The organism is Pseudonocardia sulfidoxydans NBRC 16205 (assembly GCF_007989085.1).
Lineage (GTDB): Bacteria > Actinomycetota > Actinomycetes > Mycobacteriales > Pseudonocardiaceae > Pseudonocardia > Pseudonocardia sulfidoxydans.
The window spans coordinates 16919-31390 of record NZ_BJVJ01000046.1; the positions used below are offsets into that span (position 1 = coordinate 16919).

Genomic DNA, 14472 nt, shown 5'->3' on the forward strand with positions numbered 1-14472 from the left:
TCGACCCTAACGACCCTCGTGAGTGGCAATAGTCGCTATAGCGACTATTGCCACTCACAGGCTCTACCTGCCGGTGAAGGTGGCCTTGCCGGGGCCGTTCTCGATGAACGACTGCATGCCCGCGGTCCGGTCGTCGGACGCGAAGAGCGAGGCGAACAGCTCGGACTCGATGTCGAGGCCGGTGCGCAGGTCGGTGTCGAGGCCGCCGTCGATGGCCTTCTTCGCCGCCGCGTACGCCAGCGCCGGGCCCTTCGTGAACTGCGACGCGTACTCGACCGAACGGGAGTAGACCTCGTCGGCGGGGACGACCTCGTCGACCAGCCCGATCTTCAACGCCTCCTCGGCGTCGACGAAGCGGCCCGTGTAGATCAGGTCCTTCGCGATGGACGCCCCGACCAGCCGCGCGAGCCGCTGCGTGCCGCCACCGCCGGGGAAGATGCCGAGCAGGATCTCGGGGAAGCCGAGCTTGGCGTTGTCACCGGCGATGCGCCGGTCGGCACCCAGGACGACCTCGAACCCGCCGCCCAGGGCGTAGCCGGTGACGGCCGCGACCGTCGGCTTGGGGATCGTCGAGATCGAGCCGAGCCCGGCGGAGAGCCGCCGCGCCACGGGGGCCATGTCCGAGTAGGACATCGCCGCCATCTCCTTGACGTCGGCGCCCGCGGCGAAGGTCTTCTCACCGCCGTAGACGACGACGGCGCGCACGTCGTCGCGCGTCGCGGCCTCCGTGGAGACCTGGAGGAGCTCCTCCTGGACCTGCCTGTTCAGGGCGTTCATCGGCGGCCGTGCCAGCCGGATCGTGCCCACACCGTTGTCGACCTCGAGGCTCACGAACTCCGTCACGCCCGGACCCTAACCCGCTGCGCCGATCGGGGCCGGGAGATGCCACTCACTTGAGCCAGGCCGTGTACCGGCCACGACGGCGCTGCACCGCCAGCGGCAGGCCGAACGTCTCGGTCAGGTTCTCGTCGGTCAGGACGTCGTCGAGCAGGCCCGCGGCGACGACCGTGCCCTCCCGGATCAGCAGCCCGTGGCTGTAGCCGCGGGGGATCTCCTCGACGTGGTGGGTGACGAGGATCGAGGTGGGGGCGTCGGGGTCGGCGGCCAGCGTGGCGAGCCTGCCGACGAGGTCCTCGCGCCCGCCCAGGTCGAGACCGGCCGCGGGTTCGTCGAGGAGGAGCAGTTCGGGGTCGGTCATCAACGCCCGCGCGATCAGGGTGCGCTTGCGCTCCCCCTCCGACAGGGTGCGCCACTCGCGGTCGGCGAGCTTGCCCATGCCCATGGCGTCGAGCAGCTGGTCCGCGCGTTCGGTGTCCATGGCGTCGTAGTTCTCGCGCCAGCGCCCGAACACCCCGTAGCCGGCGCTGACGACGATGTCGCGCAGCAGCTCGTCGCCGGGGATCTGCAGGCCGAGGTTGGCCGACGACAGCCCGATCCTGGTGCGCAGCTCGAAGACGTTGACGCGCCCGAGCCGCTCGCCGAGGACGTGGACCACGCCGGAGGTGGGGTGCATCTCGGCGGAGGCCAGGCGCAGCAACGTGGTCTTGCCGGCGCCGTTGGGGCCCAGCACGACCCAGCGCTCGTCGAGCTCGACGGTCCAGTCGACGTCGGAGACGAGGGTGGTTCCGTTCCGGCGCACCGTCACCCGGTCCATCGCCACGACGACGTCGGTGAGGTCGCGCTCGGGTTCACCACCCCGATCGGGGGCGGTGACGGATGACTCAGCAGAAGATCCGGACCGGTCCACGCCCCTATCCTCTCCTGTCGTGCCGGTGTTCCCGTTGGGTGCCCATGTCGACGGCGACGCCGTCCGGTTCGCGGTCGCGTCGTCGGCGGCCGACGCCGTCGAGGTGTGCCTGGTCGACGGCCCGGACGACGCGTTGACCGAGCGCCGGGTGGAGCTCACCGAGCGCACCTTCGGGGTGTGGCACGGCACGGTCGCCGGGGTGCGCCCGGGTCAGCGCTACGGCTACCGGGTGCACGGCCCGTACCGGCCGTGGGAGGGCACCCGCTCCAACCCGGCGAAGATCCTCGTCGACCCCTACGCCCGCCAGATCACCGGCCGGGTCACCGACCTCCGCGCCGCCCGTGGCTGGCTCGACGACCCCATGACCGGCCCGGCCGACACGATCGACTCCCTCGGGCACGTCCCCCTGTCGGTCGTGACCGCGACCCCCGACGGCCCCGCGCGGCCGCGGCCCGACGTGCCGTGGGCCGAGACGGTCGTCACCGAGCTGCACGTCCGCGGGTTCACCAAGCGTCACCCGGAGGTGCCGGAGGCGTTGCGCGGCACCTACCTCGGGCTCGCGCACCCGGCCGTCGTCGCGCACCTCACCCGGATCGGGACGACGGCCGTCGAGCTGCTGCCGGTCGCGTCGATCGCCGACGAGCCGCCGCTGCTCGAACGCGGCGCCCCCAACTACTGGGGCTACTCCACGCTGGGCTTCATGGCCCCCCACGCCGGCTACGCGAGCGTGCCGGGTGCGGAGGTCGCCGAGTTCGCGACGATGGTCGACGCCCTGCACGCCGCGGGCATCGAGGTCATCCTCGACATGGTCCCCAACCACACGTGCGAGGGCGGCGTCGGCGGCACCACGCTGTCCTACCGCGGTCTCGACGCCCGGGCCTACTACTCGTTGGGCGGCAACGGCTACGACGCGGACATCACCGGCACCGGCAACACGCTGGACTCGGGCTCACCGACGGTCATCCGGCTGGTGTGCGACGCGTTGCGGCACTGGGTGACCGCGTACGGCGTCGACGGTTTCCGCATCGACCTCGCGTCGGTGCTCGGGCGGCCGCGCTCGGGCGGGTTCGACCCGCACGCCTCGCTGCTCACCGCCATCGCCGTCGACCCCGTGCTGTCGACGACCAAGCTCATCGCCGAACCCTGGGACGCCACCGGCGAGGGCTACCGCGTCGGCGGGTTCGGGGTGGCGTGGTCGGAGTGGAACGGCCGTTACCGCGACGCCGTCCGCGACTTCTGGCGCGGCCACGGCCGCATCGGCGAGCTCGCCTCGCGGCTCACGGGCAGCTCCGACATCTACGCGCTGTCGGGCCGCCGGCCCTGGGCGTCGGTCAACTTCGTCACCGCCCACGACGGGTTCACCCTGCGCGACCTGGTCTCCTACGAGCGCAAGCACAACGAGGCCAACGGCGAGCAGAACCGCGACGGCACCGACGACAACCGGTCGCAGAACTTCGGCGTCGAGGGCGAGACGTCGTCGCCGGTCGTCGTGGCCCGGCGGTCGGCGACGGCCCGGGCCATGATCGCGACGACCCTGCTCTCCATCGGCACCCCGATGCTCGTGGGGGGCGACGAGCGCTGGCGCACCCAGGGCGGCAACAACAACGCCTACTGCCTCGACGACGACACGTCGTGGGTCGACTGGACGCCGAGCGCGCTCGCCGAGGACCTGACAGCGTTCACGTCCCGGGCCGCCGCGCTGCGCCGCGCCCACCCCGACCTGCGCCGCGACCGCTGGCTCGCCGACGACGAGGCCGTGTGGTGGCATCCCTTCGGCAGGCCGATGACCGAGGGCGACTGGCACTCCCACGGCGCCCGCACGATCGGCGTCCACGTCGGGGAGACCCTGCTGCTCCTGCACGCCGACGGCGGCGCCGCGGCCTGCACGCTCCCGGCCGGTGGCCCCTTCCGCACGGTGCTCGACTCCAGCCGGGCGACGGGCCGGCCGGTGTCGGACCGGCCGTTGCCGGGCGGCACGACGATCACCCTGCCGCCGCACTCGGTCCTGCTCCTGCGCACCTGACCGAGGACCGCCGAGCTCGACACAGGACTGCTTCGATCATGATCCGGACCAGCCCCACGTCGAACTCGGCGCGTTCCGGTCCGTGGCCGTCCCGCGTAGGCTGCCGTTCGTGCCTCGTTACGAGTTCCGCTGCCGGGAGTGCGACGCGACCTTCGAGGTCAACCGCCCGATGAGCGAGTCCGGCGATCCCGCGGCCTGCCCGGGCGGGCACGCCGACACGGTCAAGCTGCTGAGCACCGTCGCCCTGGCGGGCGTCGGCGGCCGAGGCGGCGCCGCCCCGCGCCCCGCCCCCGCCGGTGGCGGCGGTGGTGGTGGCGGGTGCTGCGGTGGCGGTTGCTGCGGCTGAGAACGGTCGTGAGTGGCGATAGTCGCGATAGCGACTATCGCCACTCACAGGGTCAACCGGCGAGGACGACCTTCCCCAGCTCCGCCGACGACGCGAGCAGCGGGTGGGCGGGCAGGACGCGCACGGTGTAGCCGGTCAGCCCGGCGTGCGGCAGCGGGACGACCGCCTCGAAGCGGTCGAGCCCGTCGACGTTGCCCACGTGCTTCATCACCGCGGTCATCGTCGAGTCGAGCTCGTCGGCCTCGTCGACCCGGCCCACGACGGCCTCGACGACGACGTCCTCCGGGGCGAGCCCCGCGAGCGCCACGGCCGCGCGGACCGTCATCGGGGCGCCGACGACCGGGGTGTCGGGCAGCCCGGAGGCGTCGACGCCCGCGATCTGGACCCGCGGCCACGCCGCGTTGAGCCGGGCCCGGTACCCGGCGAGCGCCTTCGCCCCGGCGAAGGAGTCGGCGGTGACCTCGCGGGCGGCGAGCGCGGCGGGGGCGTACCAGTCCTCGACGTACTCGCGCACCATCCGGCTGGCCTGCACCTGCGGGCGCAGCGTCGACAGGGTGTGGCGGACCAGCTCGACCCAGCGCTGCGGGACGCCCTCGGTGCGGTCGTAGAACGCCGGCCCGACCTGCGTGCCCAGCAGCTCGTAGAGGGCGTTGGCCTCCAGGTCGTCGCGCCTGACCGGGTCCTCGATGCCGTCGGCGGTGGGGATGGCCCAGCCGTTGGCGCCGTCGTAGAGCTCGTCCCACCAGCCGTCGCGGATCGAGAGGTTCAGCCCGCCGTTGAGCGCCGACTTCATCCCCGACGTGCCGCACGCCTCCAAGGGGCGCAACGGGTTGTTCAGCCAGACGTCGCAGCCCCAGTACAGGTAGCGGGCCATCGACATGTCGTAGTCGGGCAGGAAGACGATGCGGTGGCGCACCGCCGGGTCGTCGGCGAACCGGACGATCTGCTGGATGAGCGCCTTGCCCCCGTCGTCGGCGGGGTGGGACTTGCCGGCGACGATGAGCTGCACCGGGCGGTGCGGGTCGAGCAGCAGGTCGCGCAGCCGGTCGGGGTCGCGCAACATCAGCGTGAGCCGCTTGTAGGTGGGGACGCGGCGGGCGAAGCCGACCGTGAGCACCTCGGGGTCGAAGACGTGGTCGGTCCACCCCAGCTCGGGCGCCGACGCCCCGCGCTCCAGCCACGCGGCGCGCACCCGGCGACGGACCTCCTCGACCAGCCGCGCACGCAGCGTCGCCCGCAGGCCCCACAGGGTGGCGTCGGAGATGTCGTCGGTGCGGCCGGCCTCGCCGGTCGGTCCGGGCTCGCCGAGCAGGTCGGTGACCTCGCGGGCCTCCCACGTGTGGCCGTGGACGCCGTTGGTGACCGAGCCGATCGGCACCTCGTCGACGTCGAAGCCGCTCCAGATCGTGGAGAACATGCCGCGCGACACGATGCCGTGGAGCTTGGAGACGCCGTTGGCGCGCTGGGCCAGCCGCAGCCCCATGTGCGCCATGTTGAACATGTCCGGGTCCTCCTCCGCGCCGAGGGAGAGGATCCGGTCGAGGGCGACGCCGGGCAGGACGGACTCGGAGAAGTGCCTGCGCACCAGGTCGATCGGGAAGCGGTCGATGCCCGCGGGCACCGGGGTGTGCGTGGTGAACACGGTGCCCGCGCGGACGGCGGCGACGGCCTCGTCGAAACCCAGGCCCTCGGTGTCGAGCAGCTCCCGGATGCGCTCCAGGCCGAGGTAGCCGGCGTGGCCCTCGTTGGTGTGGAAGATCGCGGGCGCGGGGTGCCCGGTCGTCGCGCAGAAGGCGCGGACCGCGCGGACGCCGCCGACACCGATGAGCAGTTCCTGTTTGATGCGGTGGTCCTGGTCGCCGCCGTAGAGCCGGTCGGTGACGCCGCGCAGATCGGGGTCGTTGGCCTCGATCTCCGAGTCGAGCAGCAGCAGCGGCACCCTGCCGACGGCGGCCTGCCAGATCCGCACCGACAGCGTGCGGCCCTCCGGCATCCCGACCTCGACGAGCACCGGCTCCCCGGACTCGTCGGTGAGCAGCTGCAGCGGCAGGCCCTGCGGGTCGAGGACCGGGTAGTGCTCGAGCTGCCAGCCGTCGAGCGAGAGCGACTGGCGGAAGTAGCCCGACCGGTAGAGCAGCCCGACGCCGATCAGCGGCACACCCAGGTCGGACGCCGCCTTGAGGTGGTCGCCCGCGAGGACCCCGAGGCCGCCGGAGTAGTTGGGCAGCACCTCGCTGACGCCGAACTCCATCGAGAAGTAGCCGACGGCCGCGGGCAGGTCCTGACCGTCCTCGACGGCGAGCTGGTACCAGCGCGGCTCGGTGAGGTAGGCGTCGAGCTCGTCGGCGAGCTCGCGGACGGTGACGACGGTCTCCGCGTCGGCGGCCAGCTCGGCCAGCCGCGTGGTGCTGATCTCGCCGAGCAGCCGCACGGGGTCGCGCCCGGCCCGTTCCCACGCGTCGTGGTCGAGCCGCGCGAACAGGTCCTGGGTCGGCGGGTGCCAGCTCCAGCGCAGGTTCGTCGCCAGCTTCTGCAACGGGGCGAGCTGCTCGGGCAACTGGGCACGGACGGTGAAGCGACGCAGGGCTCTCACGCGGACGCAGCGTACTGATGCCGGTCGTCGGCGCACGTCCACCCGCGCGCCGGGCCCGTCCGGCGCGCTCGATCGGGTGGGTTCGTCCGGCTGTCGGACACCGCCGCGGGCGGGGCGGGACCGAACGGCCGACCGCTGGTCCCGGTCACGCGACCGACCGGCGGCGCAAGCGTCGGTGAACGTGGCGTTGACGTCGGTGAACTGCATGTGACGACCTGCGAATTCGTCAACCCCGTTACCACCGCGACTGGACGGGGTAGCTACTGTTGTGACACACGCGACGGGTGGTGACCGGGTGGGTGCGAACCGGTCCCTCGAACCCCGCGATTTCGGGGAATCTCGGCCAGACCTGGGGGTGGCACCGATGACCGGTCGTCTCGGTATCGACGACGTGAGCCCGGCGGTCGGTGACGGACGGCATCCGGCCAAAGCCGTTGTCGGCGAAGTGATCCCGGTGCGCGCCTCGGTGTGGCGCGAGGGGCACGACGCGGTGGCGGCCAACGTCGTCTGGAAGAAGCTTGGCCCCGAGGGCGAGACCACACACGTGCGGATGGTCCCCGACGGCATCGGCAACGACCGGTTCGTCGGCACCGTCGTCGCCGACGAACCGGGGCTGTGGACGTTCCGCGTCGACGCCTGGTCCGACCCGTGGGCCACGTGGCGCCACGGCGTGCAGGCCAAGCTGGCCGCCGGCCAGAGCGCCGACGAGCTGGCCAACGACCTCGAGACCGGCGCCCGGCTGCTGCAGCGCGTGGGCCGCCGCCCGTCCGAGCGCGAGCACCGCGACCTGCTCTTCGGCGCGGCCAACGCGCTGCGCGACCACGCCCTGCCCCTGGGCGCCCGCGTCGCCCCCGCCCTGTTCCCGGCCGTGCACACGATCATGACCGAGCGCCCGGTGCGCGAGCTGATCACCCGCGGCCGCGCCCAGCAGGTCTACGTCGACCGCCCCCGCGCGCTCTACGGCTCCTGGTACGAGTTCTTCCCGCGCTCCACCGGCGGGCGCGACGAGACGGGCCGGGCGGTGCACGGCTCGTTCGTCACCGCGGGCAAGGAGCTCGACCGGGTCGCGGGCATGGGCTTCGACGTCGTCTACCTGCCGCCGATCCACCCGGTCGGCACCGTGCACCGCAAGGGGCGCAACAACTCCGTCAACGCCGAGCCCGGCGACGTCGGGTCGCCGTGGGCGATCGGGTCGGCCGACGGCGGGCACGACGCGATCGACCCCGAGCTCGGCACGTTCGACGACTTCGACGCGTTCGTCGCCCGCGCCGAGGACCTCGGCATGGAGATCGCGATCGACCTGGCGCTGCAGTGCGCGCCCGACCACCCGTGGGTCGCCGAGCACCCGGAGTGGTTCACCGCGCGCCCCGACGGGACGATCGCGTACGCGGAGAACCCGCCGAAGAAGTACCAGGACATCTACCCGCTCAACTTCGACAACGACCCCGCGGGCCTCTACGCGGAGGTCCTGCGCGTCGTGCTGCTGTGGGTCGAGCACGGGGTGACGATCTTCCGGGTCGACAACCCGCACACCAAGCCGCCGAACTTCTGGCACTGGCTGATCTGGCAGGTCAAGGCCCGCCACCCCGAGGTGCTGTTCCTCGCCGAGGCCTTCACCCGCCCCGCCCGGCTGTTCGGGCTGGCGCGGCTGGGCTTCACGCAGTCCTACACCTACTTCACGTGGCGCACGACGAAGGAGGAGCTGACCGAGTTCGCGCTCATGCACGCCGAGCGCGCCGACGAGGCCCGGCCCAACCTGTTCGTCAACACCCCGGACATCCTCCACGAGTCGCTGCAGACCGGCGGCCCGGCGATGTTCGCGATCCGCGCCACCCTGGCCTCGACGATGTCGCCGACGTGGGGCGTCTACTCCGGTTTCGAGCTCTACGAGGGCGAGCCGGTGAAGCCGGGCAGCGAGGAGTACAAGGACTCGGAGAAGTACGAGCTGCGGCCGCGCGACTTCCAGGCCGCCCTCAACCGGGGCGAGTCGCTCGAGCCCTACATCACGCGGCTCAACGAGATCCGCCGCGCGCACCCGGCGTTGCAGCAGCTGCGCGACATCACGTTCCACGACGTCGACAACGACGCGATCATCGCCTACTCGCGCACCGACCCGGCCTCGGGCGACACGGTCCTGGTGGTGTGCACGCTCGACTCGCACTCCACCCAGATCGGGACGACGGCGCTGGACATGCCGGCGCTGGGTGCGGGCTGGGACGACACGTTGACCGTCGTCGACGAGGTCACCGGCGACACCTACGAGTGGGGCCAGTTCAACTACGTGCGGCTCGACCCGTGGGAGCACGTCGCGCACATCTTCCGGGTCACCCGCTGACCCTGTGAGCGGCCCTCGGTGGCCGGTGCCGACCCGCGCGGGACCGTCACCGCGATGCCGCACGTCACCGGCCGGCCCGTGACGAACCCGAGGGCGACGAAAAAGCCGCCCGGCCTGCGAGACCCGGCACCTCGCGGTACCAATGGGGCGATGCTGCCGCCGACCTCCGCCGACCGGGAGGACGCCTCGTGCCCACCGACGCCCGGACCTCCGACGTGACCGCCGACCACGACCCCGCCGAGGCCGCCGACGCCGAGCTCGGCGAGACGTCGTCGGACGACTTCGAGCACGCGCGCACGCTCGCCGTCGACCACGACTGGTACAAGCGCGCCGTCTTCTACGAGGTGCTCGTCCGGGCCTTCGCCGACTCCAACCGTGACGGCACCGGCGACCTGCGCGGGCTCACCGGGAAGCTGGACTACATCCAGTGGCTCGGCGTCGACTGCCTGTGGCTGCCACCGTTCTACGACTCGCCGCTGCGCGACGGCGGCTACGACATCCGCGAGTTCCGCACGGTCCTGCCCGAGTTCGGCACCGTCGACGACTTCGTGACCCTGCTCGACGAGGCGCACAAGCGCGGCATCCGCGTCATCACCGACCTCGTCATGAACCACACGTCCGACACCCACCCGTGGTTCGAGGAGTCCCGCCGCAACCCCGACGGCCCCTACGGGGACTTCTACATGTGGGAGGACGACGACTCGCGCTACCCGGAGGCGCGGATCATCTTCGTCGACACCGAGTCGTCGAACTGGACCTACGACCCGGTGCGCGGCCAGTTCTACTGGCACCGATTCTTCTCCCACCAGCCCGACCTCAACTACGACAACCCGGCCGTGCAGGACGCGATGCTCGACGTCCTGCGGTTCTGGCTGGACCTGGGCATCGACGGCTTCCGGCTCGACGCCGTGCCCTACCTCTACGCCCGTGACGGCACGAACTGCGAGAACCTGCCCGAGACCCACCAGTTCCTCAAGCGTGCCCGCAAGGTCATGGAGGACGAGTACCCGGGCCGGGTCATGCTCGCCGAGGCCAACCAGTGGCCGTCGGACGTCGTGGAGTACTTCGGCGACCCACAGGTCGGCGGCGACGAGTGCCACATGGCGTTCCACTTCCCGCTGATGCCGCGCATCTTCATGGCCGTCCGCCGCGAGAACCGGTTCCCGATCTCGGAGATCCTGGCGCAGACCCCGCCCATCCCGTCGAACGCGCAGTGGGGCATCTTCCTGCGCAACCACGACGAGCTGACGCTCGAGATGGTGTCCGACGAAGAGCGCGACTACATGTACTCCGAGTACGCCAAGGACCCGCGGATGAAGGCCAACATCGGCATCCGCCGACGCCTGGCCCCGCTGCTGGAGAACGACCGCAACCAGCTGGAGCTGTTCACCGCGCTGCTGCTGTCGCTGCCCGGCTCGCCCGTCCTGTACTACGGCGACGAGATCGGCATGGGCGACAACATCTGGCTGGGCGACCGCGACGCCGTCCGCAGCCCGATGCAGTGGACCCCCGACCGCAACGCCGGCTTCTCGACGGCCGACCCCGGCCGGCTGTACCTGCCGCCGATCATGGACCCGCTCTACGGGTACCAGGCCGTCAACGTCGAGGCCCAGCTGAACTCGACGACGTCGCTGCTGCACTGGAACCGCCACATGATCGAGATCCGGAAGCGGCACAGCGCGTTCGGGCTCGGCGACTACCACGAGCTCGGGGGGTCCAACCCGTCCGTGCTGGCCTACGTCCGCACCCTGCGCGGCGGGGGCCCCAGAACCGGCACCGACGGCGCCGACGACGTGGTGCTGTGCGTGAACAACATGTCCCGGTTCCCCCAGCCCGTCGAACTGGACCTGTCGACATGGCAGGGTTGTCGTCCCCACGAGCTGACCGGCGGAGTGCCGTTCCCGCGGATCGGCGAGCTGCCCTACCTGCTCACGCTCCCCGGGCACGGCTTCTTCTGGTTCTCGATCACCCCCGAGGAGGACCCCTCGTGAACTCCCCGCCGTCCCCCGACCTGGCGGCGCTGCTGGCCGACTGGATCCCCCGGCAGCGCTGGTTCGGCGCCAAGGGCCGCGCGGTCGCCTCGGTGTCGGTCGTGGCGACGACGCCGCTGCCCGTCGACGGTGTCGACGTCGAGCACGTGGTGGCGGAGGTCGCGTTCGCCGACGGGGGGCCCGCCGCCCACTTCCAGGTGCTGGCCGCGCGCCGCGCAGCCGGGGGCGACGACTTCGAGCACGCCGCGATCGGGGTCGACGGTGACCGCCTGGTCTACGACGGCCTGTGGGACCCGGCGGTCTCGGGGTGGCTGCTGCGTGCGATCCGGGAGGGCCGTGAGGTGGGCGAGCTGCGGTTCGTCCCCGAGCCGGGGATCGAGATCCCGCCCGCGCCCCCGGGACGGGTGCTGGGCGTCGAGCAGTCCAACACGTCGGTGGTGTTCGGCGAGAAGTCGATCCTGAAGCTGTTCCGCCGGGTCGCCGCGGGCGGCAACCCCGACCTGGAGCTGCATCGCGCCCTGCGCGCCGTCGGCGGCACCGAGGTGGCGACGCTGCAGGGCGCCGTCGAGGGTGTGCTGCACGGCGAGAGCGCCGTCCTGGGGATGCTGCAGGACTACGCGTCGAACTCCGCCGAGGGCTGGGCGATGGCGCTGGCGTCGGTGCGCGACCTGCTCGCCGAGGCCGACCTGCGCGCCGACGAGGTGGGCGGCGACTTCGCCGCCGAGGCCAACCGGCTGGGCCAGACCATCGCGGTGCTGCACTCCGACCTGGTCCGCGCGCTGGGCACTGCCGAGCGCGACCCGGGTGAGATCGCTGCGGCGATGCGGGCGCGGCTCGCCGTCGCCGCCACCGACGTCCCCGCCCTGGAGCCGCACTCCGCCGCGATCCGGGGGGTCTACGACGAGCTCGCGGCGCTGCCCGCTCCCCTGCCGGCGCAGCGTGTGCACGGGGACCTGCACCTCGGTCAGACCCTGCGCACCCCGCTGGGCTGGCTCGTGATCGACTTCGAGGGCGAGCCCGCGACGCCGCTGGAGCTGCGGGTGCGTCCCGACTCCCCGCTGCGCGACGTCGCCGGGATGCTGCGCTCGTTCGACTACGCCGCGAACCACCAGCTGCTCGAGACCGACGAGCCCGAGCCCGACCAGCAGCGGGTGTGGCGGTCGACGGAGTGGGCCGACCGCAACCGGTCGGCGTTCCTCGACGGGTACGCGGCGCGCACCGGGAGCGACCCGCGCGAGCACGAGCTCGTGCTGCGGGCCTACGAGCTCGACAAGGCCGTCTACGAGGTCGTCTACGAGACCCGCAACCGGCCCACGTGGGCCCCGATCCCGCTGCGCTCGATCGCACGGCTCCTCAACCCCGAACGCGGCACGGCCGGGGTACCGATCGATTCCGTTCAGTAACCAGAAGCGACACACGTCACCCTCTCGGCACTCGCTTGAGGCGATTTTCGCCGGGGGTGTAACACTGCGTGGACCTTCAGCGCTGTGAGGCCTGGATGTCCGGACGGAGCTCCCCACCGCCCGGCCGCCATGCAGTAGGAGGACGTGTGCACGCTGTTGCCGCCGAACTCGTCGGCGCCGACGTCGCGGTACCCCGTGCCCGCGAGTCGCATGCCCCCACGGGGGCCGCCGCCACGCGGACGAGGAGCCACGGCGAGCTCGACGTCGCGTTGGCGGCGGCCTGCGAGGGCGACGAGGGCGGGTTCGTGACGCTCTACCGCGACCTGCAGCCCAGGCTGCTGCGCTACGCCACCGCGCTCGTCGGCAACGACGCCGAGGACGTCACCGCGGAGACGTGGCTCCAGATCGCCCGCGACCTGCCCCGCTTCTCCGGTGACATCGACGGCTTCCGCGGCTGGGCGTCCTCGATCTGCCGCAACCGGGCCATGGACGTCGCCCGCTCCCGGTCCCGGCGCCCGGTCACCGCGACCGACATCGACGTCCTCGCCGAGCAGCCCGCCCCCGGCGACGCCGCCGGATCGGCGCTCGAGGCCATGTCGACGCGCGAGGCCATCGCGCTGATCAGCGAGCTCCCCCAGGACCAGGCCGAGGCCGTCCTGCTGCGCGCCGTCGTCGGACTCGACGCCCCGTCGGTCGCGACCGTGCTGGGCAAGCGTCCCGGAGCCGTGCGCGTCGCCGCCCACCGCGGCCTGCGCAAGCTCGCCCGGATGCTCGACGACGGGGAGGTGCGCGGTGCCTGACGGGCCCCTCCCCTCCCACGGCCGCCGCGCCCTGCGCGCCGCCGTCGCCCACCCACGCCGCCCCTCGGGCACGACGACGCTGCTGCCCGACGACCTCGCCGACCTGCTCCTCGACGGCGAGCACAGCCCGCACCCCGTCGCGACGCTGCTCGCCGCCGCGCGAGGGCCCGCCACCGCGCACGAGCTGTCCGGCGAGGCCGCGGCCCGGCAGGCGTTCGCCGACGCAGCACCCCTCGCGACCCCCGTACCGCTGCCCACCGACCGCGAGCGCCGCGGCCGGCACCGCCGGATCCGGGCCGTCCGCACCGTGGTGACGGCCAAGCTCGTCGGCGTCGCGGCCCTCACCCTCACCGCCGGCGGCGTGGCCGTCGCCGCGACCGGCCCGTCCGGGGCACCCGCCGAGGAGCGCGTCTCCGGGGGCACGGTGCCGAGCGCCGACGCCGAGCCCGGCGCCGGCCACGACACCGGCGGCCGGGCGGCGGGCTCCGGGCACACCGCCGGGACCCCGGACCGGGCCGCGACCTGCGGGCCCGTCACCGGCGCGGCGATCGCCGACCTCGCGCGCGAGTGCGGTGACGCCCGCGTGCACAGTCCCGACCCCGGGCCGGACGAACACCGCACCGGGCCCGGGCCGATGGCGTTCGGTTCGCCCTACGCCTCAGGCGACGTCCCGTCCCACTCGGGGCAGGACAGGACTCTCGTCGCCCCGCCGACGGCCCCTGTCCCGACGACGACGCCGACCGCGCCGTCCACGGCCCTCCCGCCTCCGCACGCGGGCGGCGGGTCCGACGACGGCGGCGGCTCCGGATCGCCCGGGACACAAGTGCCCGACGCCGGGTCGGGTGCCGGATCGGGCTCGGGTTCCCCGGCCACGGGTTCGCCCGGCTCGGGTTCGCCCGGCTCGGGTTCGCCGGGGTCCGGTTCCGGGTCCGTCGATGCCGGCGGACACGGCCAGGAACACGTCCACCCACGCGACGACGCGCCACGCCGCGGCGACGACACCACGAACAATGCACCCACGGGCGAGACCCGCACCCCGGTCACGGGACGGGACGCACCGCCCTCCCCCTGACCCCACGACGCACGGGTGCCACCGGCCCCCTTCCCGGTGGAACCGCCCGTGCCGGTCGCCGCCCTTCCCCGAGGACGGCGAGACGTGGCCGTACCGCAGACGCCCCCCGACTGCGGTACGGCCACCCGAAAGACGGCCCCGCCCCGCGCGGCGGGGCACGCC

At 72.9% G+C, this 14472-nt stretch carries 10 protein-coding genes; 7 read left to right on the top strand and 3 right to left on the bottom strand.

The window, feature by feature from the left end:
- Window positions 1–63: 63 nt before the first annotated feature.
- Window positions 64–843 (bottom strand): enoyl-CoA hydratase/isomerase family protein, encoded by a 780-nt coding sequence (locus PSU4_RS20340; RefSeq protein WP_147110755.1) that lies wholly within the window; start codon window positions 841–843, stop codon window positions 64–66.
- A gap of 46 nt (window positions 844–889) precedes the next feature.
- Window positions 890–1747, bottom strand: coding sequence for an ABC transporter ATP-binding protein (locus PSU4_RS20345; RefSeq protein WP_373866082.1), 858 nt, complete (start codon window positions 1745–1747; stop codon window positions 890–892).
- Between the two features lie 19 nt (window positions 1748–1766).
- Between PSU4_RS20345 and glgX the strand changes: the two genes are divergently transcribed.
- On the top strand, window positions 1767–3770 hold the full coding sequence (glgX, locus tag PSU4_RS20350) for a glycogen debranching protein GlgX (protein WP_147110758.1): 2004 nt from the start codon (window positions 1767–1769) through the stop codon (window positions 3768–3770).
- A 109-nt stretch (window positions 3771–3879) separates the two neighbouring features.
- Window positions 3880–4116: an FmdB family zinc ribbon protein gene (locus PSU4_RS20355; protein ID WP_147110761.1), complete on the top strand. Its 237-nt coding sequence runs from the start codon at window positions 3880–3882 to the stop codon at window positions 4114–4116.
- Window positions 4117–4168: 52 nt separating this feature from the next.
- Here PSU4_RS20355 and glgP read toward each other — a convergent pair whose 3' ends face one another.
- Window positions 4169–6709 (bottom strand): alpha-glucan family phosphorylase, encoded by a 2541-nt coding sequence (gene glgP / locus PSU4_RS20360; RefSeq protein ID WP_147110764.1) that lies wholly within the window; start codon window positions 6707–6709, stop codon window positions 4169–4171.
- 364 nt (window positions 6710–7073) lie between these two features.
- Here glgP and PSU4_RS20365 point away from each other — a divergent pair, with 364 nt between their 5' ends.
- The 5 genes from PSU4_RS20365 to PSU4_RS20385 all read left to right on the top strand — a co-directional run bounded on the left by PSU4_RS20365 (window position 7074) and on the right by PSU4_RS20385 (window position 14310).
- The gene (locus PSU4_RS20365) at window positions 7074–9044 is read left to right on the top strand and encodes an alpha-1,4-glucan--maltose-1-phosphate maltosyltransferase (RefSeq protein ID WP_147110767.1); all 1971 of its coding nucleotides are present in this window, start codon (window positions 7074–7076) and stop codon (window positions 9042–9044) included.
- 215 nt (window positions 9045–9259) lie between these two features.
- A complete protein-coding gene (gene treS, locus PSU4_RS20370; RefSeq protein WP_147110822.1) occupies window positions 9260–11035 on the top strand; it encodes a maltose alpha-D-glucosyltransferase in 1776 nt (591 codons plus the stop codon).
- The gene (locus PSU4_RS20375) at window positions 11032–12438 is read left to right on the top strand and encodes a maltokinase N-terminal cap-like domain-containing protein (protein ID WP_147110770.1); all 1407 of its coding nucleotides are present in this window, start codon (window positions 11032–11034) and stop codon (window positions 12436–12438) included. The genes treS and PSU4_RS20375 overlap by 4 nt, the downstream gene beginning before the upstream one ends.
- Window positions 12439–12584: 146 nt before the next feature.
- On the top strand, window positions 12585–13238 hold the full coding sequence (locus PSU4_RS20380) for an RNA polymerase sigma factor (protein ID WP_147110772.1): 654 nt from the start codon (window positions 12585–12587) through the stop codon (window positions 13236–13238).
- A complete protein-coding gene (locus PSU4_RS20385; RefSeq protein ID WP_147110774.1) occupies window positions 13231–14310 on the top strand; it encodes a hypothetical protein in 1080 nt (359 codons plus the stop codon). The genes PSU4_RS20380 and PSU4_RS20385 overlap by 8 nt, the downstream gene beginning before the upstream one ends.
- Window positions 14311–14472: the final 162 nt, after the last annotated feature.